The following is a 20,077-nucleotide window of genomic DNA, read 5'->3' as shown; positions in this document are numbered from 1 at the left end:
CAGAAAGCGACGCATGAACCTGCTCGAAGCGCTCATCCTCGGCATCGTGCAGGGACTCACGGAGTTCCTGCCCATCTCCTCCAGCGCCCACCTGCGCATCGTCGGCACTTTCCTGCCGTCCGGCGAGGATCCGGGCGCCGCGTTCACCGCGATCACCCAGATCGGCACCGAGGCAGCGGTCGTCGTGTTCTTCTGGCGCGACATCGTACGCATCATCGCGCAGTGGTTCCGCTCACTCACCGGCAAGGCACCGCGCAACGATCCGGACGCGCGCATGGGCTGGCTGATCATCCTCGGCAGCATCCCGATCGTGGTGCTCGGGCTGCTGTTCCAGGACTCGATCGAGACGGTGTTCCGCTCGCTGTGGATCGTCGCGATCATGCTCATCGTCTTCGGCGTGCTGCTCGGCATCGCCGACCACGTGGGAGCGAAGCGACGTCGACTCGGTGAGCTCACCTACGGGCACGGCGCCGCGTTCGGATTCGCGCAGGCGCTCGCCCTCGTGCCCGGCGTCTCCCGGTCGGGCGGCACGATCACGATGGGTCTCTTCCTCGGCTACGAGCGTGCGGCGGCCGCCCGGTACGCGTTCCTGCTCGCGATCCCTGCGGTCTTCGGCAGCGGCTTCTACCAGCTGTTCAAGCACGGGGGAGACCCGAACCAGCACTTCGGGCTCGGTGAGACCTTCGCCGCCACCGGTATCGCGTTCGTCGTCGCGCTCGGGGTGATCGCGTTCTTCATGAACTGGATCTCGAAGCGCAGCTTCCTGCCCTTCGTGATCTACCGGGTGCTGCTCGGCGTCGTGATCATCGTGCTGCTCGCGACCGGCGTCGTTCCCGCCGTCTGATCGCTCAGCGCTTGTCGAAGCCGTCGCCGCGGCGGCGCAGATAGCGCTCGAACGCCTGCGCGATGGCATCCCCCGACGCATCAGGTGAATCCCAGGTGTCCCTGGTGCGCTCGAGCTGCCGGATGTACTCGGCCATGTCCTCGTCCTCGGCGGCCGCCGCGTCGATCGACGCCTCCCAGGCTGCCGCCTCGGTGCGCAGGTGCTCGCGGGCAGGGCCCACGCCGGTCAGCTCCTCGAGGCGGTCGAGCAGCGCCAGCGTCGCCTTGGGCGACGGGGAGGCTGTGGCGACGTAGTGGGGCACGCTGGCCCAGAGGCTGGCCGAGGGGATCTCGACCTGACTGAAGAACTGGTCGAACACGCTGAGGATGCCGACGGGGCCCTCGTAGCTGGATCTGTCGAGCCCGTGCACCTCACGCACGCGCTCATCCTGACTCGAGGCGAAGACCGAGATCGGCCGGGTGTGCGGAACGTCCGAGAGCATCGCCCCGATCGTGACCAGGCCGGTGATGTCGTCGCGGAGGGCGACATCCAGGAACTCGTTCACGAACGCCTGCCATGCGCGCGCCGGCTCCGAGCCGGTCAGCAGCCAGAGCTCGGGCCCGCTCTCTGCAGGGCGGGTGGGGCGCCACAGCGAGGCCTCCGGCCACTGCAGCTCGCGCCCTCCGTCGGCGTTCATCCGCGTCGAGGGGCGGGTGTACTGGTAGTCGAAGTACAGCTCGGGATCCACCGCGTGCACCTGCTCGTACTCGCCGGCGGCGCGAAGGGCGCCGATGGCACCGCTCGCCGCCTCGCCGGCGTCGTTCCAGCCGTCGAATGCGGCGACGATGATGCGAGAGCCGAGGACGTCCATCCCTCTCCTTCCTGGAGCCGAGTCGATCCCCTCCAGGCTAGACCTCACCGCCTGGCCGGGGGCGGCGACCCGGCTACCATGGGTGCAATGAGCAGAAAGCCCGCCGCCGTCCTGTGGGACATGGACGGAACCGTCGTCAACACCGAGCCCTACTGGATGTCCGTAGAGACGGAGCTGGTCGAGTCGTACGGCGGCACATGGACGCATGACGACGCGATGCAGCTGGTCGGCAACGGTCTGCTCGAGAGCGGACGGGTGCTGCAGCAGGCGGGCGTCGACCTCGAACCCGAGCAGATCGTCGAGCTGATGACCGATCGCGTCGCCGAGCGGCTGCGCACGCAGGGAGTGCCGTTCCGGCCCGGGGCGCGCGAGCTGCTCGCGGACCTCCGCGCCGAGGGCATCCCGACCGCTCTGGTGACCATGTCGCTGCGCCGTATGGCCCTCGACGTCGTCGACCAGATCGACTTCGCAGCCTTCGACCTCATCGTCGCAGGCGACGAGGTCGAGCGCCCCAAGCCATTCCCCGACCCGTACCTGGCCGCCGCGGCCCAGCTCGGCATCGACATCGCCGACGCCGTCGTGATCGAGGACTCGCCGACGGGTGTAGCCTCCGGCGCGGCATCCGGTGCAGTCACGCTCGGCGTGCCGCACATCGTGCCGCTCGACGGCTGCGGCGCCGACGAGCTGTGGCCCACCCTGGCAGGCCGCACGACCGCCGATCTCGCCGACCTGCACACCCGCTTCGCGAAGGAGGGCGCCCGATGAGCGCCGCACGTCCCAGCGGTCCCTTCCGGGAGGGTGACCGCGTCCAGCTCACCGGCCCGAAGGGTCGCATGCACACCATCACGCTGCGCGCCGACGGCGAGCTGCACACGCATCACGGCGTGCTGCGGCACGCGGATCTGATTGGCCAGCCGGACGGATCCGTGGCGACGAACAGCTCGGGCCACGACTACCTGGCGCTGCGTCCGCTGCTGCGCGACTTCGCGATGTCGATGCCGCGCGGTGCGGCCATCGTGTACCCGAAGGATGCCGCGCAGATCGTCATGCAGGCAGACGTCTTCCCCGGCGCCGTGGTCGTCGAGGCGGGTGTCGGCTCGGGCGCCCTGTCACTCGCGCTGCTTCGCGCGATCGGCTCCGACGGCACGCTCACCTCGTTCGAGCGCCGCGAGGACTTCGCCGAGGTGGCGAAGGCGAACGTCGAGACGTTCTTCGGCGAGACACCCCAGACGTGGGATGTCGTGGTCGGCGATCTGGCCGAGCAGCTGGGCGAGCGGCATCAGCCAGGCACTGTCGACCGAGTGGTGCTCGACATGCTCGCACCCTGGGAGTGCATCGACGTCGTCGCCGATGCACTCACCCCTGGCGGCGTGGTGATCTGCTACATCGCCACCGCTACGCAGCTGTCGCGGGTCGCGGAGTACATCCGAGGCACCGGTCTGTTCACCGACCCGGATGCATCCGAGACCATGGTGCGCGGCTGGCACGTCGAGGGGCTCGCCGTGCGCCCCGACCATCGCATGGTCGCTCACACCGGTTTCCTGCTCACCGCTCGTCGTCTCGCGCCGGGGGCCGTGGCTCCTGAGGTTCGTCGCCGCGCATCGAAGTCGAGCTACGGCGACGAGGACGTCGAGCTGTGGACACCTGGCGCGGTCGGCGACCGGCAGATCACCGACAAGAACCTGCGCAAGCGCGTGCGCGAGGCGCAGAAGGCCGCCGGCGGCGCGCGGGTCGCCGCGGCGTCGCGCGAGGGCGAGCAGGCATCCGAATAGACTGGGGTGCGTGCGTAAATCGACCGCTGCCCTCTCGGCCCTCGCCCTCTCCACCATCGTCCTGACCGGATGCTCGGCCGCGGCGCCGACATTCGAGGGAGCTGCGTGCGACCGGGACGGCTCGGCGGCGCTGGAGAGGTCGGTGACCGTGACCGGCGACTTCGGTGCGCCGCGGGTCGAGATCGAGCTGCCCGTGCACACCGGCGAGCCCGCGTACGCCGACATCATCACCGGCGACGGCAGGGCGATCACCGACAGCCGCCAGGAGGCGATCCTCGCCCGCGTGCTGGTGAACGGCACGACCGGTCAGACGCTCGACGCACAGCTGAAGCTGTGGAGCCCCGAATCCGCCGGCGCCGAGCTCGCGGGCGTCGACGAGGCGCTCAAGTGCGCGACGGAAGGCAGCCGCATCGTCGCATCGATCCCGGCATCGGACCTGCCCGAGGGGGCTGCGCAGCAGATCGGACTCGACACGACCGACAGCCTCGTCGCCGTCTACGACGTGCGCTACACCGCACTGGCCAAGGCGGACGGCTCCGATGTCTTCAACGACGCGCCCGGCCTTCCCTCTGTGGTGCGCGCGCCCGACGGGCGCCCCGGCGTGATCATCCCCGACACCGCGGCGCCGAAGAAGGCGATCACCGAGACGCTGCTGCGGGGCGAGCACGAGAAGGTCGGCGACGGCACCGCCCTGATCCGCTCGACCTCGGTCGGCTGGACGAGCCGCAGCGTCGGTCAGACCACCTGGGACGGTTCTGTGACCGGCACCGACGGGCTGCCTGCCGAGGTCGCCGAGGCGGTCTCGAAGGCGCGTGTCGGCTCGCAGCTGATGGTCATCGTGCCGACGCAGTCCGGCGACGACGCGACCGTGCACGTCGTGGACGTGCTGGGCGTGATCCCCGAGGAGCTGATGGCCCGGTGACGCCCGCCCGGATCCCCGCAGAGGAGCGCCTGACGAATCTCGTCGTGGCGCTCATGGCCACGGAGATCGGGCTCACCAAGCAGCAGATCATCGAGAACGTCTCCGGTTACCGGCAGCGCGTCGAGGCGGGGGCCAAGACCGATGCGCTGGAGAAGATGTTCGAGCGCGACAAGGACGAGCTGCGCTCGCTCGGTGTCCCGATCGAGACGATCGGCGACCCCGCCGACCCGCACGACCTGCGCGAGGCGCGCTACCGCATTCCGCAGGCCGAGTACGATCTGCCCGCAGACATCGAGTTCACTCCGGCGGAGCTCGCCGTGCTGCGGCTGGCGGGAAGTGTGTGGAGCACCGAGTCGGTGTCGATGGATGCCCGTTCCGGCGTGCGCAAGATCCGCGCGCTCGGAATAGACGGCGACGAGCCGATCATCGGCTTCGCACCGCGCATCGCCGCCCGTGATGCGGCTTTCCCCGCTCTGCAGGAGGGGATCGAACGCAATCGGGTCGTCGTCTTCGAGTACCTCAAGCCCGGCGAGAAGGCACCGACCCGACGACGGGTGCGCCCGCTGGCGCAGGTGGAGTACGAGGCGCGCTGGCACCTGTTCGGGATCGACGTCGACGCCGATGCGGAGCGCACGTTCCTGCTGAGCCGCATCGTCAGCGATGTGAAGGTGACGGGACAGACATTCGACGTCGCTCTGCGCGAGGGCGCGGCGGCTCGCGCGCTGGCCGGGCTCGAGGAGTTCGCGGCCGCGCAGAGCGCGCTGCTCGAGGTCACCCCCGGCACCGAGGCGGCGCTGCGGCTCGGCCGACGTGCCACGCCGCGGGCCCAGGGCATCGCTGTCGGGTACGTCGATCGGCATATCTTCGCCGACGAGCTGGCGTCGTACGGGCCTGAGGTGCGGGTGGTGGGTCCGGATGATCTGCGCGACGCGGTGATCCAGCGCCTTCAGGCCATCGCCGAGCAGCATGCGGCCGCCGATCACGGCGGCGATCGGGAGGACTCATGAGCACGTCGGGCGCCCCGCTTCTCGCCGCCGATCGCGTGCGGCTCTACCTCACGCTCGTGCCGTATCTGCTCGAGCGCGGGCAGGTCACACTCGACGAGGCCGCAGCCGACTTCGGCGTGACCCGTGAGGCCATGCGCGGCATGGTCGAGAAGCTGACGGTGATCGGTCTGCCAGGTGACTCCGGCTACTGGCAGCTGCCCCAGGAGATGTTCGACATCGACTGGGATCTGCTCGACGAGCACGACATCATCGAGATCACGAACGACGTCGCGCTGCGGCGGGTGCCGCGCCTGACCGCGCGAGAGGCGGCCGCGCTTCTCGCGGGTCTGCAGATGGTCGCCTCCGTGCCGGCTGTCGCGGACTCGGGCCTGGTGACCGGTCTCATGACCAAGCTGGCGCACGGATCGGCGGATGCCCCGCCCGACCTCGTCGTCGCTCCCGCAGCGGTCACCGAGGTGCAGCGCGTGGTGTCGCAGGCGCTGCACGACGGTGTCGCCGTGTCGTTCCGCTATCAGGCCCCAGACGCACAGCCCACCACGCGCACCGTCGATCCGGCTCAGATCCGCATCGACAACGGCCAGTGGTATCTGCAGGGCTGGTGCCATCTGCGCACGGCCATGCGCACGTTCCACCTCGACCGGGTCAGCGACGCCCGCCTCACCGACATCCCGATCACTCACGCCGATGCCGCGGTGCCGGCGGAGTTCGGCGCCGGAGACGGGCCGGAGGGCGAGGTGACCGTGCGGATCCCTGAGCGTCTCGTGCCGCTGATCGGCTCGTTCCCGCAGGAGGAGGTCGGACGCGGGGGCGGGCTCGTCACTCTCCGCATCCGCATGGCCGACCCGCGAGGCATCAAGCGCGTCGCCGCCCGCTTCGGCGGCGCGCTCGAAGTCATCGATCCGCCGCTCGCTCGCACCACCACGCACGACTGGGCGGCGGCGGGACTCGACCTCTACAAGACACCTGAGCGACCACCCGCCCGGGTAGACTGATCGAACCCACGATTTAGGAGTCCCACATGTTTGCTGGCCTCAACGGATGGCACCTGGTTATTCTCCTCGTCGTCATCCTTCTCCTCTTCGGCGCGGCGAAGCTGCCGGCGCTGGCCAAGAGCATGGGCCAGTCGGCCCGCGTCTTCAAGGGCGAGATGAAGGCCATGCGCGAGGAAGACGCCGCCGACACCACCAAGAAGAAGGATGCCGTGAGCGACGTCGACCCCGACGCGCCCGCTGGTCCTGATCGCACTGTCTGATCACCGTGGCTGCGGTAGACGCCCGCGCCGCGAAGGACAGCCAGCCACGCGGCGAACGGCGCATGTCGCTGGGGGCTCATCTTCTCGAGTTCCGCAAGCGCCTGATGCTCTCGGCCGCCGGCCTCCTGGTCGGCATGATCGTCGCGTTCCTGGTGACCGATCCGATCATCGCGTTCATCGTCGCACCGGTCAACGAGGTGGCGAAGACGCGCGACGGACTCGTCGGGCTCACGTTCTCTTCGGTGACCGAGCCCTTCGATCTGCGGATGCGCATGGCGTTCTCGATCGGCATCTTCCTTTCGGCGCCGATCTGGATGTGGCAGATCTGGGCTTTCATCATGCCAGGCCTGACCCGCAAGGAGATCAGGTACACCGTCGGGTTCATCGCGGCAGCGCTGCCGCTGTTCTTCGCGGGTTGCTACGTCGGCACGCTCATCGTGCCGCACATCATCGAGCTCATGGCGACGTTCACGCCGGATGGGGCGAACAACCTTTACGCGGCGAAGATGTACTACGACTTCGTCTTCAAGATGATGCTCGTCATCGGCGTCGCCTTCGTGCTCCCGGTCTTCCTCGTGGCCCTGAACTTCGCCGGCATCCTCTCAGGTGCGGCAATCCTCAAGGGCTGGCGGGTGGCCGTGCTCATCGCCACGACCTTCGCAGCCCTCGCGACTCCCGCCGCCGACGTCGTGAGCATGCTGCTCCTCGCGGGCATGCTCGTCGTGCTCTACTTCGCCGCGGCCGGTCTCACCGTCCTGCTGGACAAGCGCCGCCGCAAGCGGCGGATCGCCGAGGGCCTCGAACCGGATCTGCCCGCAGCATGAGTTCACCGGCCGAGCGCTACGCTGCCGCCCGTGCAGCGGCCGAGCACCCGCACACGCAGGCCTTCGCAGAGCGTCAGCGTTTCGCGCTCGACCCGTTCCAGATCGATGCCTGCTATGCGCTCGAGCGCGGTCGCAGCGTGCTGGTGGCCGCTCCCACGGGGGCGGGCAAGACGATCGTCGGCGAGTTCGCCATTCATCTCGCGATGCAGACGGCGGGCGACAAGGCCTTCTACACGACGCCGATGAAGGCGCTGTCGAATCAGAAGTTCCGCGAACTGGTCGACGTGTACGGAGCAGACCAGGTCGGGCTGCTGACCGGCGACACGAACATCAACGGCAACGCGCGCATCGTCGTGATGACCACCGAGGTGCTGCGCAACATGCTGTACGCCGACTCCGACGCGCTGCGCGGGCTGCGGTACGTCGTGATGGACGAGGTGCACTACCTCGCTGACCGGTTCCGCGGGCCGGTATGGGAAGAGGTCATCCTCCACCTGCCCGAGCATGTGCGGCTCGTCTCGCTGAGCGCGACCGTGTCGAACGCCGAGGAGTTCGGCGACTGGCTCGACACCGTCCGCGGCGACACCGACGTGATCGTGTCCGAGATCCGCCCGGTGCCCCTCGAACAGCACGTCCTCGTGCGCGACGACCTGCTGCCGCTCTTCGACGAGCGCGCAGGCATCGCGACCGCGCAGGTGAACCAGGAGCTGCTGCGCATCCGCTCGTTCACCGGGTCACGCCACGAGAGCAACCGTCGCGCGCAGGAGTATCGCAGCAGCAAGCACGCCGGCCGTGAGGCGCATCGTCCGCCGCGCGGCGGGAAGCGCCCCGTGCGCGCGTCGAACGTGCGTCGGATCGAGCGGATGGACCGCCCCGAGGTGGTGCGGCTGCTCGAGCGGGCCAACCTGCTGCCGGCGATCTTCTTCATCTTCAGCCGGGTCGGCTGCGATGCGGCCGTGCAGCAGGTGCGCCGCTCGGGCGTGCGTCTCACCACCCAGGAGGAGCGCACACTGATCCGCGAGATCGTCACCGACCGCACACGCGCCCTGCAGGACGAGGATCTCGACGTGCTGGGCTTCTGGCAGTGGCGCGACGACCTCGAGCGCGGTGTCGCGGCTCACCACGCGGGGATGCTGCCCGCGTTCAAGGAGGTCGTCGAAGAGCTCTTCCAGCGCAAGCTCGTCAAGGCGGTCTTCGCGACCGAGACGCTCGCCCTGGGCATCAACATGCCGGCGCGCACGGTGGTGCTCGAGAAGATGGAGAAGTTCAACGGCGAGGCCAGGGTCGCGATCACGTCGGGGGAGTACACGCAGCTCACGGGTCGTGCGGGGCGCCGCGGAATCGACATCGAGGGGCACGCGGTGGTGCAGTGGACGGAGGGCATGGATCCTCAGGCCGTCGCGGCCCTGGCATCCCGCCGCACCTATCCGCTCAACTCCAGTTTCCGGCCGACGTACAACATGGCGGTCAATCTCATCGACCGGTTCGGCAGGGCCAGAGCGCGCGAGATCCTCGAATCGTCGTTCGCGCAGTTCCAGGCCGACCGCTCGGTGGTGGGGCTCGCGCGCAAGGTCCGCGAGGCCGAGGACTCGCTCGCCGGCTATCGCGAGGCGATGACCTGCGAGCACGGCGACTTCCTCGAGTACGCCGCGCTGCGGCGCGAGCTCAGCGATCTCGAGAAGAAGGACAGACGGGATGCCGGCGGCCGAGCCGTGCGCGACAAGCGCCTGAAGAAGATCCAGGGGCTGCGCAACCGGATGCGGCGGCACGCCTGCCACAACTGTCCCGACCGCGAAGCGCACGCTCGGTGGGCCGAGCGGTACTTCTCGCTCAAGCGCGACACCGATCGCATCCGACGTCAGATCGAGACGCGCACCGGCACGGTCGCGCGCATCTTCGACCGGGTGATCGACGTGCTGCAGGTGGTCGGCTACCTCGACGGCGAGGGCGATCGCCTGTCGTTGACCGACGCCGGCCGCACCATGCGGCGCATCTACGGCGAGCGCGATCTGCTCGTCGCCGAGTCCCTGCGTCAAGGGCTGTGGCGCACGCTCGACGCGCCGTCGCTCGCGGCGATGGCCAGCTGCCTGGTCTACGAACCGCGTCGCGACGAGCAGAACATGGGGGAGCGGGGTCTGCCCCGCGGCGCGTTCCGCATCGCCTACGACGCCACGACGAGGCTGTGGGCGGAACTCGACGATCTCGAGCACGACTACTCGCTGCCGCGCACCGAGCCGCTGGCACCGGGCCTTGCCGCAGCCATGCACGCGTGGGCGCGCGGCGGCTCGCTCGATCGGGTGCTGATCGACGCCGACATGGCGGCCGGCGACTTCGTGCGCTGGGCCAAGCAGACGATCGATCTGCTCGATCAGCTCTCGATGGTCGCCGAGGACGACGAGCTGGCCCGTACCGCTCGCAGAGCACTCGACGGCGTGCGGCGCGGCATCGTCGTGTACACCGCGGTGTGACCGGATGAGCGATTCGCGCACGACGCCTTCGGCGCGCCCAGCGCTGCCGCTGTGGGCCGCCGTCGCGATGGCGGTGATAGCCGGTGTGCTCATGGCGCTCGCTTTTCCTGCCGCGGCGATCTGGCCGCTCGTGTTCGTCTCGCTCGCCGTGCTGCTGCCCGCCTTGCGTGGAAGACGGGTGGGCGGGGCTCTGCTGGTCGGCCTCGGCTACGGACTGGTGTTTTTCGCGCTGCAGGTCTCGTTCACGGCGCGCTACCTCGGTCCGGTGCCCTGGCTCGCTCTGACGGTCGTGGAGGGCGTGCTGACGGCTGTGGCGCTCGTGCCGATCAGTCTCGCCTATCGCTGGCTGCCCGCAGCCTGGCCCCGCAGTCGGGCTGTCGTGCTGCCCTTCGTCGTCGCAGGTCTCTGGACGACGCACGAGCTCTTCCTCGGCAACTGGCCCTACGGCGGGTTCCCCTGGGCGCGCCTCGGCATGACGCAGGCCCAAGGGCCGTTCGCGCCGGTCGCCTCCTGGCTGGGCGTGAGTGGCCTGACGTTCCTGATGGTCGCGTTCGTCGCGCTGCTGATCGAGCTGATCCGGATGCGGGGATGGCGACGTCCGACGCGCCTGATCGCCCCCGCTGTGACCCTGCTCGTGCTGCTGCTGACCCCGCTGTTCCCGACCGCTGCGTCCGGAGAGATGCGCATCGCCGCAGTGCAGGGCAACGGCACCACGGGGTACTTCGACGAACGCGAGCCTTACGGGGTGATCACCGCTCAGACGGACGCCACGAGGTCGATCGGCGACGCGGACGTCGATCTGCTCGTCTGGCCGGAAGGCGGCGTCGACTACGACCCGTTCCAGGACGAGACGACCGCGAGACGGCTTACCCGTCTGGTGAACGAGTTCGATGCGCCACTGCTGGCCAACACCGCCACCGAGCGCGGTGAGCGGATCTTCAACACGTCGTTCCTCTGGACGCAGGACGGGGATGCCACGCAGCTGCACGACAAGCGGCATCCGGTGCCCTTCGGCGAGTACGTCCCGGATCGCGATTTCTACTACGCGCTGGCCCCTGATCTCATCGGGCTGATCGGCCGCGAGTACACCCCCGGCAGCAATGCGCCGCTCATGCGCGTGGACGGAACGGGAGTCGGGCTCGCGATCTGCTTCGACGTCATCTACGACGAGGTCATCCGGGAGAGCGTGACGCAGGGCGCAGAGGTACTGGTCTTCCAGACCAACAACGCCGACTTCCGCGGCACGGACGAGAACCTGCAGCAGCTCGCGTTCGCCCGCATGCGGGCCATCGAGACCGGCCGCAGCGTGGTGAACGTTTCGACCGTGGGCACCAGCCAGATCATCCGGCCCGACGGATCGACCGTCTCGACCCTGGACGCCGATGAGGCCGGGGCGCTGCTCGAGGATGTCGAGCTGCGCTCCGGCCTCACGGCTGGGGTCGTGCTGGGGCCGTGGGTTCAGCTGGGGATGCTGATCTCGCCGGCCGTGCTGATCGTCGCCGGGCTGCTGGCCCGACGTCGACGCTGAATCAGGCGCCGATGCGGTGGCGGTTGGGGTCGTCTCCCGCGCCGCGGCGGGCACGGATGTAGGCGAGCCGCTCTGCGAGGAGCTCTTCGAGCTCATCGCGGGTGCGGCGCTCGAGCAGCATGTCCCAGTGGGTACGTGCCACCTTCTCGTCGTTCTCCTCGATCTTGACGGGCGCACCGTCGACCTGCAGCACCGCTTCGGCGCCGCAGTGTCGGCACTCCCAGGTCTGCGGTGCCTCAGCGTCGGCGGCGAACATCAGGGTGGTCTCCTGGCCGCACGTGTCGCACTTGTACGCGGTGGCGCGTCGCTCCATGAAGACGACGCCCTCCTCGCTCTGAAGGCTCTGGGCACCCAGCCGGATGCCGCGAAGGCTGCGATCTGCCATTGTGTGGTCCTCTCGTCGCTGTCAGGTATAACGCTCGCGCCTGTGCGGTTCATCCACAGCGGCGAGAACACGTGGGAACTCACAGCGGAATCCCAGGGCGTGCGCGGGCAGCGACCGATCAGCAGAGGGCGTCCACCGCGATGTCGGCGCGATCGGTCACGATCCCGTCGGCGCCGTCGGCGACCAGTCGCATCATGTCGTTCGGGTCGTTGATCGTCCAGACGTGCACCTCGACTCCGTTGCTGCGCGCGGCCCGCAGCAGAGAGGGAGTGAAGAGGCGGATGCCGCGATGAGCCTCCGGGATCTGCACGGCGTCGACGTCTCGGAGCGCCCGGGCGGGGGAGAGGCGGGCGGCCGAGAGTGCGCGCAGACGAGCGATCACCGAGCGGCCGCCCGACGTGGCGGGTCTGATCTCCGCCCCGGCGTCGACGGTCGCACGCAGCGCGGTGAGACGGCTGCGATCGGAGAAGCTGGTCACCAGCACGCGATCCGCGTGCGGCGCGAGCACGGCGCCGAGTGGCACGGATGCCTCAGCCGTCTTCACGTCGATGTTGAACCGGGAGTCGGGGAAGGCGTCGAGGGCGTCCGCCACCGTGAGCAGCCCGCCGTGCCCGGAGAACAGCCGCTCCAGCTCTCTCGTGCGCACCGAGCTCACGGCGCGGGGATCGCCCGCGATGCGCTGCAGCGTCTCGTCGTGGAACAGCACGACGTCACCGTCTGCCGTGACTCGGCAGTCGGTCTCGATGTACTCCGCACCGGCCGCGTGCGCTGCCGCGAAAGCCGCAGCCGTGTTCTCCCAGACTGTCGTCTGGTCGCCTTCGGAGACGACGAGCCCTCGATGGGCGAAGACCCGCGGGCGCCCGCTGCCGGAGAGGAACGGATGCGTCACGCGCTGCGTGGTGGTTCGCCGGTGCCGTCGCCGCGCGGGGTGAACGCCGATCCGATGCCCTTGAGGGCCTCGGTCAGCTCGCTCGGGATGATCCAGAGCTTGCTCGACTCGCTCTCGCTGATCTTCGGAAGCATCTGCAGGTACTGATAGGCGAGCAGCTTGTCGTCCGGCCGCCCCTGGTGGATCGCGCCGAACACGTTCTGGATCGCCTCGGCCTCACCCTGGGCGCGCAGCACGGCGGCCTGCTTGTCGCCCTCGGCCTTGAGGATCGCGGCCTGCCGCTGCCCCTCGGCCTCGAGGATCTGCGACTGCTTCGATCCCTCGGCGGTGAGGATCGCGGCACGCCGGTCGCGCTCCGCGCGCATCTGCTTCTCCATCGAGTCCTGGATCGAGACGGGCGGGTCGATCGCCTTCAGCTCGACGCGCGAGACGCGGATGCCCCACTTCCCGGTCGCCTCGTCGAGCACGACCCGCAGCTGGCCGTTGATCTCGTCGCGGCTGGTGAGCGCCTCCTCGAGGTTCAGACCGCCGACGACGTTTCGCAGAGTCGTCGTCGTGAGCTGCTCGACTGCGCCGAGGTAGTTCGCGATCTCGTAGGTCGCAGCGCGGGCATCGGTCACCTGGAAATAGACGACGGTGTCGATCGACACCACCAGGTTGTCTTCGGTGATGACCGGCTGCGGCGGGAACGAGACGACCTGCTCGCGCATGTCGATGAGCGGACGGAGCCGGTCGATGAACGGCACGAGGAGATTCAGTCCGGGCTGCAGGGTCTTGTGGTACCGGCCGAGGCGCTCGACCACGCCGGCTGTCGCCTGCGGGATGATCCGGATCGCGCGGGCGATCGTGACCAGCACGAAGATGATGACGGCGATGGCGAGGATCCACGCGATGGCGGTCGGAATGAACGAGACGTCGTTCATCATGCTCCTATTCGATGACGGGACGGACGATGGCGGTGGCGCCGCTGATGTCGACCACCGCGATGCGCGTGCCGGTGATGATGGGTGAGCCGTCGGCGCTGCGCGCGGTCCAGATGTCGCCGTTGCTGAGCTTGACCTGACCGGTGATCTGGGTGATGTCGAGCAGCGCGGTGCCGTACAGGCCCTTGAGTGCGTCGACATTCGACTTCGCCGGATCCTCGCCGCGCCGCAGGCGGTGCAGCAGGGGAGGGCGGAGGAAGAAGATGAACATCGCCGCCGCGACGGCGGCGACGATCAGCTGCGCCCACCACGGCAGGCCCAGGAGCCCGGCCACCAGACCGAGCAGACCGCCGAACGACAGCATGAGGAAGGTGAAGTCGAGGGTGAGCATCTCGATCACCAGGAACAGAGCGATGAGCACCAGCCAGGCGATCCACGCCCACTGCCCGATGTCGGCTAAGAATGTCGCCAGACCGTCCATGCGCCCTCCTGAGCGTCAACCTACCACGGGGCCAGGGCCCGGGCCCTGACGGGCCGCCGTTGTAGGGTGGGATGTCGCCATCCGGGCGATCGCGCGCATCCCGAGGAGCAGAGATGACCCAGGTCCTTCCCGCCGGATCCCTCGACGGCAAGGTGGCTCTCGTCACCGGATCGTCGCGAGGCATCGGCGCCGACACTGTCCGCTACTTCGCCGAAGCGGGCGCCGACGTCGTCATCAACTTCCGCAACAAGGCGCCCCGCGCCGAGAAGCTCGCGAACGAGCTGCGCGCCCTCGGCCGACGCGCTCTGGTCGTCGGCGCCGATCTCACCGATCCCGACTCGGTGTCGGCGATGTTCGATCGGGTGCGCGAGGAGTTCGGGCGCCTCGACGTTCTCGTGCTCAACGCGTCCGGCGGCATGGAGTCGGGCATGGCCGAGGACTACGCCCTGAAGCTCAACCGCGACGCGCAGGTGAACGTGCTGCAGACCGCTGAGCCGCTGCTGAGCGACGAGGCCAGGGTGGTCTTCGTCACCAGTCACCAGGCGCACTTCATCCGCACCACCCCGACCATGCCCGAGTACGAGCCGGTCGCCCGCTCGAAGCGGGCGGGCGAGGACGCCCTGCGCGAGCTCATCCCCGGACTCGCTGAGAAGGGGATCGGATTCACCGTCGTCTCGGGCGACATGATCGAGGGCACCATCACGGCCACTCTGCTCGAGCGCGCCAATCCGGGCGCGATCGCCGGCCGCCGCGAGTCGGCCGGCAAGCTCTACAACGTCTCGGAGTTCGCCGCTGAGGTGGCCAGGGCAGCTGTGGATCCGGTACCGGCCGACAACACCCGCCTGGTGGGCGACACGTCGGACTTCGTCGCCGAATGATCATGGCGTGAAGGAGGAGGTGACCCGCACGGTCGCCTCCTCCTTCACCGTTCGGCGTCAGATCGCGGGGTCGGCGATCGGCGCGGTGCCGACGTCTTTGAGTGCGAAGGCTCGAACCAGCTGCACGACGCCCAGCGCGACCAGCGAGATGCCGAGGATGATCCAGAGCACCGTCGCCGCATACAGCGGCGACAGCAGCACCACGATGCCTGCGACGATGCCGAGCAGCGCGTAGAGCAGCGTCCACACCTTCGACGCGTCGTGTCCCATCAGGCTCAGCGCGACGACGCCGTCGGCGATCCAGCTGACGCCGATGAAGATCGCCACGATGATCGCGAGCGTGACGGTCGCGGCACCGAGATTGGCGAACGCGATGACGCCCGTGGCGATGAAGAGAAGACCGAGCACGATGTGGCCCGCCCGCACCCACCCGCCGCCTCGGCCCGAGAAGACTCCCAGGCCGAGGTAGACGAGCCCGCTGACGATGAGGTAGCTGGCGAAGATCCCGGTGACGATCACCGCCGACTTGGCAGGCCAGATGAGAAGCACGATGCCGGCGATCAGCGTGATCGCGCCGGCGATGCCGAGGAAGATCCGCACGGAGCGCAGGAAGCCGGGCTCTGCGATGAATTGTCGGGCCATGATGATCCTTTCGTGAGCGGACGCTGTGCGGCACACGCTATCGGATGCCAGGATCAGGATGTGCGACCGGTTGATGAGGACTCCTATCGGCTCGGCGAGGTGATCAGACTGCGCCGGGTGGCGCTATCATCTGGATCCCCAGCATCCTGGTGCAGTCCGCGATCCTGCCGGTAACTTCGTCCGTATCAATCAGGCCATCGCCTGACGAGTGCGAAGCCCGGCATCCGATTCCACCAGACCGAAGGAAGCACCGTGCCACAGGATCACCCCGCCGACAGTCACGACGTCATCCGCGTCGAGGGTGCCCGCGAGAACAATCTGAAAGACGTCTCGGTCAGCGTGCCGAAGCGACGTCTGACCGTGTTCACCGGTGTCTCGGGCTCGGGCAAGAGCTCACTGGTGTTCGACACCATCGCTGCCGAATCGCGCCGCATGATCGACGAGACGTACAGCGCCTTCGTTCAGGGGTTCATGCCGTCGGTGCCGCGGCCCGACGTCGACGTGCTCGACGGCCTGACCACTGCGATCATCGTCGACCAGGAACGGCTCGGCGCGAATCCGCGCTCGACCGTGGGTACGGTGACGGATGCCAACGCGATGCTGCGGATCCTCTTCTCGAGGTTCGGTGACCCTTACATCGGCGGACCGACCGCCTTCTCGTTCAACATCCCGACGCAGAAGGCCAGCGGGGTGATGACCGGACCGAAGGGCGAGAAGAAGATCGTCAAGGATGCCGTCTACCTGGGCGGCATGTGCCCCCGCTGCGAGGGCAGGGGAGCGGTGTCGGACATCGACCTGGCGCAGGTGGTGGACGAGTCGAAGTCGCTCGACGACGGCGCGATCATGGTGCCCGGATATACGGCCGACGGGTGGATGGTGAAAGGCTTCTCGGAGTCGGGCTTCTATCCCGCCGACAAGCCGATCTCGTCGTTCACCGACAAGCAGAGGCAACTCTTCCTGTACGGCGAGGTCACCAAGGTCAAGATCTCGGGCATCAACATGACGTATGAGGGGCTGATCCCGAAGATCACGAAATCGATGCTCTCGAAGGACATCGACGCTCTGCAGCCGCACATCCGAGCGTTCGTCGAACGGGTCGCGACGTTCGCGACCTGTCCCGAGTGCGACGGCACCCGCCTCACCGAGGGCGCACGGTCATCGAGGATCGAGGGCGTCAGCATCGCCGATGCCTGCCGCATGCAGATCACGGATCTTGCGGCGTGGGTGCGCGGCCTGTCGCTGGATGGGGCGGGTCCTCTGCTGGATGCTCTGCGTGCGAACCTCGATGCGTTCGTCACCCTGGGGCTCGGCTACCTGAGCCTGGAACGACCCTCGGGAACTCTGAGCGGGGGAGAGGCGCAGCGCATCAAACTGCTGCGTCACCTCGGTTCTTCACTCACCGACGTCACCTACGTCTTCGACGAGCCGACCATCGGGCTGCATCCGCACGATATCGAGCGGATGAACACGCTGCTGCTGAGGCTGCGCGACAAGGGCAACACCGTGCTCGTCGTCGAGCACAAGCCCGAGACGATCGCGATCGCGGATCGCGTCATCGACCTGGGCCCAGGAGCGGGCAGCGCCGGGGGAGAGGTCTGCTTCGAGGGCACCGTCGCCGAGCTGACGCAGAGCGGCACGCTCACCGGGCGTCATCTGCACGATCGTGCGTCGCTGAAGGATGCCGTGCGAGAGCGCAGCGGCGTCATCGAGGTGCGCGGCGCGGACGCGAACAACCTCAAGGACGTCGACGTAGACGTGCCCACCGGGGTGCTCACGGTCGTCACGGGCGTTGCCGGCTCGGGGAAGAGCTCGCTCGTTCACGGATCGATAGCGGCGATGGACGGCGTGGTCGCGATCGATCAGACGGCGATCAAGGGCTCGCGCCGCAGCAACCCGGCCACCTACACGGGGATGCTGGAGCCGATCCGCAAGGCGTTCGCCAAGGCCAACGGCGTGAAGCCGGCGCTGTTCAGCGCGAACAGCGAGGGCGCCTGCCCGAGCTGCAAGGGATCGGGTGTGATCGTCACCGAGCTCGGATTCATGGACACGATCGAGACGCCGTGTGAGGACTGCGGGGGCAAGCGGTTCCAGCTGGGTGTGCTCGAGTACAAGCTGGGCGGACTCGACATCACCGAGGTCCTCGACCTTCCCGTCGCCGAGGCGCACACGTTCTTCTCGGCGCCGGAGACGAAGATCCCCGCCGTCGTCTCGGTGCTGAGCCGACTCGAGGACGTCGGGCTGGGATATCTGACCCTCGGACAGCCGCTCTCCACTCTGTCCGGCGGAGAGCGCCAGCGACTCAAGCTGGCGATTCAGATGGGGGAGAAGGCCGACGTGTACGTGCTCGACGAGCCGACCACCGGCCTGCACCTCGCAGACGTCGAGAACCTGCTGGGTCTGCTCGACCGACTGGTCGACGCGGGCAAGACCGTCATCGTCATCGAGCATCATCAGGCGGTGATGGCGCACGCCGACTGGATCATCGACATCGGACCGGGAGCCGGACACGACGGCGGACGTGTGGTCTTCGAGGGGACGCCGGGCGATCTCGTCGCCTCGCGATCGACGCTCACCGGCGAGCATCTGGCGGAGTACGTCGGATGACGGCGCAGGAATCCATCGACGCCCGCATCCTGAGCTACTACGGCGAGCTGTTCGATGAAGGGGCGCGCCTTACGACCAGGTCTGCACAGGGCCCTGTCGAGTTCGCGCGCACGCAGGAGATCATCCTCGAGAGCGTCTCCGCCGGGCGCGTGCTGGACATCGGCGGCGGCGCCGGTGTGCACGCGCGGGCATTGCAGTCCGCCGGCTTCGAGGTGGAGGTGATCGACCCCGTGCCGCGGCACGTCGATCAGGCTCGGGCCGCCGGCCTGAGCGCCCGGATCGGCGACGCCCGCGCTCTGCCGTTCCAGGATGCCGAGTTCGACGCGGCGCTCGTGCTCGGGCCCCTGTACCACCTCGCCGCTCGTGAAGACCGCCAGCTCGCGCTGCGCGAGGCGGCGCGCGTCGTGCGCCCCGATGGTCTGATCTTCGCGGCGGGGCTCTCGCGATTCATCGCATTCGGGAAGACGACTCTGGCCCGCGGCATCCCCGACCCATATCCCGATGAGTGGGTCGCGGTGGCAGCAAGGGGAGAGCCCACCGCCGGGATGCGGTTCCCCGCAGGTCACTTCCACACTGCCGAAGAGCTGGACGAGGAGGTGCGCTCAGCCGGACTGGAGGTCGAGGCGGTGCTAGGCGTGGAGGGTCCCGCCGGTTCGCTGCTGGAGTCGCTGGAGGGGGCAGGGGAGGAGCTCGTGCAGGCAGCGCTGACGGTGGCCCGCGCTGCGGCCTCTGTTCCCGGTGTGCGCGACATGAGCGCGCACCTCATCGCGGTCGCGCGCGTTCGGTCATGAGTCGCGCTGGGCGACGATCGTGTACGTGCACGGGATGAGATCGCGCTCGGACTCCGGCCAGGCGTATCCACCGGGGACCTCGACCATGCGGGGGCTGAACTGCCAGGGGAGCGTGCGGCCCTCATCGAAGTGCAGCAGCCGCATCCCGTTCGCCAGCAGCACGCCGATGATCTCCGAGAGCGGGTGCGGCCACTCGTATGTGCGCGAGTGCTCGACCGCGCCGTCTCCGACGTAGGTCGAGGCGTCGTCCCACAGTTGAGCGCGACCGTCGCCGAAGTACGGATACCGCGTGGTCAGATCGGGGGCTTCCTCGTCGAGGGCGTACAGAGCGGGATGCCCGTCTCGGATGTAGAAGATCCCGCCGGGTCGCAGCAGACCGTGGATCTGCTCAGCCCAGCGGTTCAGGTCTTCGAGCCAGGTGATCGTTCCGATGCTGGTGTAGACGACGTCGAACTCTCTGTCGACGGCGCGACGTGCATCCAGCACATCGGTCTCGACCCAGCGCGCCTGCACGCCCGCACGCGCAGCGAGGCCGGCGGCCACCCTCAGCGCCGGCCCGGAGAAGTCGACTCCGGTCACATTCGCACCGGCCCGCGCCAGCGATACGGTGTCCGTGCCGATGTGGCACTGCAGATGGCAGAGATCCAGACCTGCCAGACGCTGCTGAGGCAGGAAGCGCTCGAGCACCGGCAGGTCGTCGCAGACGACATCGCTCAGGTGGGACGGATCGTCGTATCTGTCGAGTCCGTACGCGGCTTCATGCAGCGGCACGCGGTCGTTCCAGTTGTCGTGATTGGCTCGCCGCGCGGATTCCCAATCGATGCTGACGTTGCTCCCGTTCACGCAGGCGAGCATATCCGAGACGGACACGGCACCACAGAGGTCGCCCGCTCACGACTCGCCTCAGCGCACGATGCAGCAATAACCGATAATGCACATTATGTCAGGTCCGACGATTCCGCACCTCTCTCGCGAGCGGTGAACCTATGACGTCACTCTCGCTGCAGAGCGCGCTCG

General features: G+C 68.4%; 20 protein-coding genes. 13 read left to right on the top strand and 7 right to left on the bottom strand.

Going from position 1 to position 20,077, the window contains the following annotated elements:
* Positions 1–13 precede the first annotated feature (13 nt).
* Positions 14–844 (top strand): undecaprenyl-diphosphate phosphatase, encoded by an 831-nt coding sequence (locus PGB26_RS11100; protein ID WP_271637664.1) that lies wholly within the window; start codon positions 14–16, stop codon positions 842–844.
* A 4-nt stretch (positions 845–848) separates the two neighbouring features.
* Here the strand turns inward: PGB26_RS11100 and PGB26_RS11095 are convergent, their stop codons facing one another.
* Positions 849–1,694, bottom strand: a complete 846-nt coding sequence (locus tag PGB26_RS11095; protein ID WP_271637663.1) for a PAC2 family protein — start codon at positions 1,692–1,694, stop codon at positions 849–851.
* Positions 1,695–1,781: 87 nt separating this feature from the next.
* Here PGB26_RS11095 and PGB26_RS11090 point away from each other — a divergent pair, with 87 nt between their 5' ends.
* The 9 genes from PGB26_RS11090 to lnt all read left to right on the top strand — a co-directional run bounded on the left by PGB26_RS11090 (position 1,782) and on the right by lnt (position 11,467).
* A complete protein-coding gene (locus PGB26_RS11090; RefSeq protein ID WP_271637662.1) occupies positions 1,782–2,459 on the top strand; it encodes an HAD family hydrolase in 678 nt (225 codons plus the stop codon).
* Positions 2,456–3,466, top strand: a complete 1,011-nt coding sequence (locus PGB26_RS11085; protein WP_271637661.1) for a tRNA (adenine-N1)-methyltransferase — start codon at positions 2,456–2,458, stop codon at positions 3,464–3,466. Before PGB26_RS11090 ends, PGB26_RS11085 begins: the two co-directional genes overlap by 4 nt.
* Positions 3,467–3,476: 10 nt before the next feature.
* The gene (locus PGB26_RS11080) at positions 3,477–4,388 is read left to right on the top strand and encodes a hypothetical protein (RefSeq protein WP_271637660.1); all 912 of its coding nucleotides are present in this window, start codon (positions 3,477–3,479) and stop codon (positions 4,386–4,388) included.
* A 53-nt stretch (positions 4,389–4,441) separates the two neighbouring features.
* Positions 4,442–5,395, top strand: a complete 954-nt coding sequence (locus PGB26_RS11075) for a helix-turn-helix transcriptional regulator (protein WP_271639653.1) — start codon at positions 4,442–4,444, stop codon at positions 5,393–5,395.
* Positions 5,392–6,387, top strand: coding sequence for a helix-turn-helix transcriptional regulator (locus PGB26_RS11070; RefSeq protein WP_271637659.1), 996 nt, complete (start codon positions 5,392–5,394; stop codon positions 6,385–6,387). Before PGB26_RS11075 ends, PGB26_RS11070 begins: the two co-directional genes overlap by 4 nt.
* A 26-nt stretch (positions 6,388–6,413) precedes the next feature.
* Complete coding sequence (gene tatA, locus PGB26_RS11065; protein ID WP_099195615.1) at positions 6,414–6,647, top strand: Sec-independent protein translocase subunit TatA; 234 nt, start codon at positions 6,414–6,416, stop codon at positions 6,645–6,647.
* A gap of 62 nt (positions 6,648–6,709) precedes the next feature.
* Complete coding sequence (gene tatC, locus PGB26_RS11060) at positions 6,710–7,471, top strand: twin-arginine translocase subunit TatC (protein WP_271639652.1); 762 nt, start codon at positions 6,710–6,712, stop codon at positions 7,469–7,471.
* Complete coding sequence (locus PGB26_RS11055; protein ID WP_271637656.1) at positions 7,468–9,939, top strand: DEAD/DEAH box helicase; 2,472 nt, start codon at positions 7,468–7,470, stop codon at positions 9,937–9,939. The genes tatC and PGB26_RS11055 overlap by 4 nt, the downstream gene beginning before the upstream one ends.
* A 4-nt stretch (positions 9,940–9,943) precedes the next feature.
* Positions 9,944–11,467: an apolipoprotein N-acyltransferase gene (gene lnt, locus PGB26_RS11050; protein ID WP_271637655.1), complete on the top strand. Its 1,524-nt coding sequence runs from the start codon at positions 9,944–9,946 to the stop codon at positions 11,465–11,467.
* 1 nt (position 11,468) lies between these two features.
* On the opposite strand, the gene PGB26_RS11045 is transcribed toward lnt, so the two are convergent.
* The 4 genes from PGB26_RS11045 to PGB26_RS11030 all read right to left on the bottom strand — a co-directional run bounded on the left by PGB26_RS11045 (position 11,469) and on the right by PGB26_RS11030 (position 14,145).
* Positions 11,469–11,852, bottom strand: a complete 384-nt coding sequence (locus PGB26_RS11045) for an RNA polymerase-binding protein RbpA (RefSeq protein ID WP_271637654.1) — start codon at positions 11,850–11,852, stop codon at positions 11,469–11,471.
* 118 nt (positions 11,853–11,970) lie between these two features.
* On the bottom strand, positions 11,971–12,741 hold the full coding sequence (locus PGB26_RS11040; protein ID WP_271637653.1) for a glycerophosphodiester phosphodiesterase family protein: 771 nt from the start codon (positions 12,739–12,741) through the stop codon (positions 11,971–11,973).
* Entirely contained in the window at positions 12,738–13,664 is a 927-nt protein-coding gene (locus PGB26_RS11035) for an SPFH domain-containing protein (protein WP_271639651.1), read from the bottom strand. The genes PGB26_RS11040 and PGB26_RS11035 overlap by 4 nt, the downstream gene beginning before the upstream one ends.
* Positions 13,665–13,671: 7 nt before the next feature.
* Positions 13,672–14,145: an NfeD family protein gene (locus tag PGB26_RS11030; RefSeq protein ID WP_271637652.1), complete on the bottom strand. Its 474-nt coding sequence runs from the start codon at positions 14,143–14,145 to the stop codon at positions 13,672–13,674.
* Between the two features lie 113 nt (positions 14,146–14,258).
* Between PGB26_RS11030 and PGB26_RS11025 the strand changes: the two genes are divergently transcribed.
* Complete coding sequence (locus PGB26_RS11025) at positions 14,259–15,023, top strand: SDR family oxidoreductase (protein ID WP_271637651.1); 765 nt, start codon at positions 14,259–14,261, stop codon at positions 15,021–15,023.
* A gap of 57 nt (positions 15,024–15,080) precedes the next feature.
* Here PGB26_RS11025 and PGB26_RS11020 read toward each other — a convergent pair whose 3' ends face one another.
* On the bottom strand, positions 15,081–15,665 hold the full coding sequence (locus PGB26_RS11020) for an HdeD family acid-resistance protein (RefSeq protein ID WP_271637650.1): 585 nt from the start codon (positions 15,663–15,665) through the stop codon (positions 15,081–15,083).
* 252 nt (positions 15,666–15,917) lie between these two features.
* Between PGB26_RS11020 and PGB26_RS11015 the strand changes: the two genes are divergently transcribed.
* Both PGB26_RS11015 and PGB26_RS11010 read left to right on the top strand, forming a co-directional pair.
* Positions 15,918–18,269 carry an excinuclease ABC subunit UvrA gene (locus PGB26_RS11015; protein ID WP_271637649.1) on the top strand — a complete coding sequence of 784 codons (2,352 nt, stop codon included), beginning with the start codon at positions 15,918–15,920 and terminating at the stop codon, positions 18,267–18,269.
* A complete protein-coding gene (locus PGB26_RS11010) occupies positions 18,266–19,060 on the top strand; it encodes a class I SAM-dependent methyltransferase (protein ID WP_271637648.1) in 795 nt (264 codons plus the stop codon). Before PGB26_RS11015 ends, PGB26_RS11010 begins: the two co-directional genes overlap by 4 nt.
* Here PGB26_RS11010 and PGB26_RS11005 read toward each other — a convergent pair.
* Positions 19,055–19,903: a class I SAM-dependent methyltransferase gene (locus PGB26_RS11005; RefSeq protein ID WP_271637647.1), complete on the bottom strand. Its 849-nt coding sequence runs from the start codon at positions 19,901–19,903 to the stop codon at positions 19,055–19,057. The genes PGB26_RS11010 and PGB26_RS11005 overlap by 6 nt on opposite strands.
* Positions 19,904–20,077: the final 174 nt, after the last annotated feature.

It is taken from the genome of Microbacterium sp. nov. GSS16, assembly GCF_028198145.1.
Lineage (GTDB): Bacteria > Actinomycetota > Actinomycetes > Actinomycetales > Microbacteriaceae > Microbacterium.
This window is presented reverse-complemented; position numbering and strand designations above follow the sequence as displayed.

Bases quoted from the DNA above. Each gene is read 5' to 3' on its own strand.
- PGB26_RS11100 (WP_271637664.1), top strand. From the start codon at position 14: ATGAACCTGCTCGAAGCGCTCATCCTCGGCATCGTGCAGGGACTCACG.
- PGB26_RS11095 (WP_271637663.1), bottom strand. From the start codon at position 1,694: ATGGACGTCCTCGGCTCTCGCATCATCGTCGCCGCATTCGACGGCTGG.
- PGB26_RS11090 (WP_271637662.1), top strand. From the start codon at position 1,782: ATGAGCAGAAAGCCCGCCGCCGTCCTGTGGGACATGGACGGAACCGTC.
- PGB26_RS11085 (WP_271637661.1), top strand. From the start codon at position 2,456: ATGAGCGCCGCACGTCCCAGCGGTCCCTTCCGGGAGGGTGACCGCGTC.
- PGB26_RS11075 (WP_271639653.1), top strand. From the start codon at position 4,442: ATGGCCACGGAGATCGGGCTCACCAAGCAGCAGATCATCGAGAACGTC.
- PGB26_RS11070 (WP_271637659.1), top strand. From the start codon at position 5,392: ATGAGCACGTCGGGCGCCCCGCTTCTCGCCGCCGATCGCGTGCGGCTC.
- tatA (WP_099195615.1), top strand. From the start codon at position 6,414: ATGTTTGCTGGCCTCAACGGATGGCACCTGGTTATTCTCCTCGTCGTC.
- tatC (WP_271639652.1), top strand. From the start codon at position 6,710: ATGTCGCTGGGGGCTCATCTTCTCGAGTTCCGCAAGCGCCTGATGCTC.
- PGB26_RS11055 (WP_271637656.1), top strand. From the start codon at position 7,468: ATGAGTTCACCGGCCGAGCGCTACGCTGCCGCCCGTGCAGCGGCCGAG.
- lnt (WP_271637655.1), top strand. From the start codon at position 9,944: ATGAGCGATTCGCGCACGACGCCTTCGGCGCGCCCAGCGCTGCCGCTG.
- PGB26_RS11045 (WP_271637654.1), bottom strand. From the start codon at position 11,852: ATGGCAGATCGCAGCCTTCGCGGCATCCGGCTGGGTGCCCAGAGCCTT.
- PGB26_RS11035 (WP_271639651.1), bottom strand. From the start codon at position 13,664: ATGAACGACGTCTCGTTCATTCCGACCGCCATCGCGTGGATCCTCGCC.
- PGB26_RS11030 (WP_271637652.1), bottom strand. From the start codon at position 14,145: ATGGACGGTCTGGCGACATTCTTAGCCGACATCGGGCAGTGGGCGTGG.
- PGB26_RS11025 (WP_271637651.1), top strand. From the start codon at position 14,259: ATGACCCAGGTCCTTCCCGCCGGATCCCTCGACGGCAAGGTGGCTCTC.
- PGB26_RS11020 (WP_271637650.1), bottom strand. From the start codon at position 15,665: ATGGCCCGACAATTCATCGCAGAGCCCGGCTTCCTGCGCTCCGTGCGG.
- PGB26_RS11010 (WP_271637648.1), top strand. From the start codon at position 18,266: ATGACGGCGCAGGAATCCATCGACGCCCGCATCCTGAGCTACTACGGC.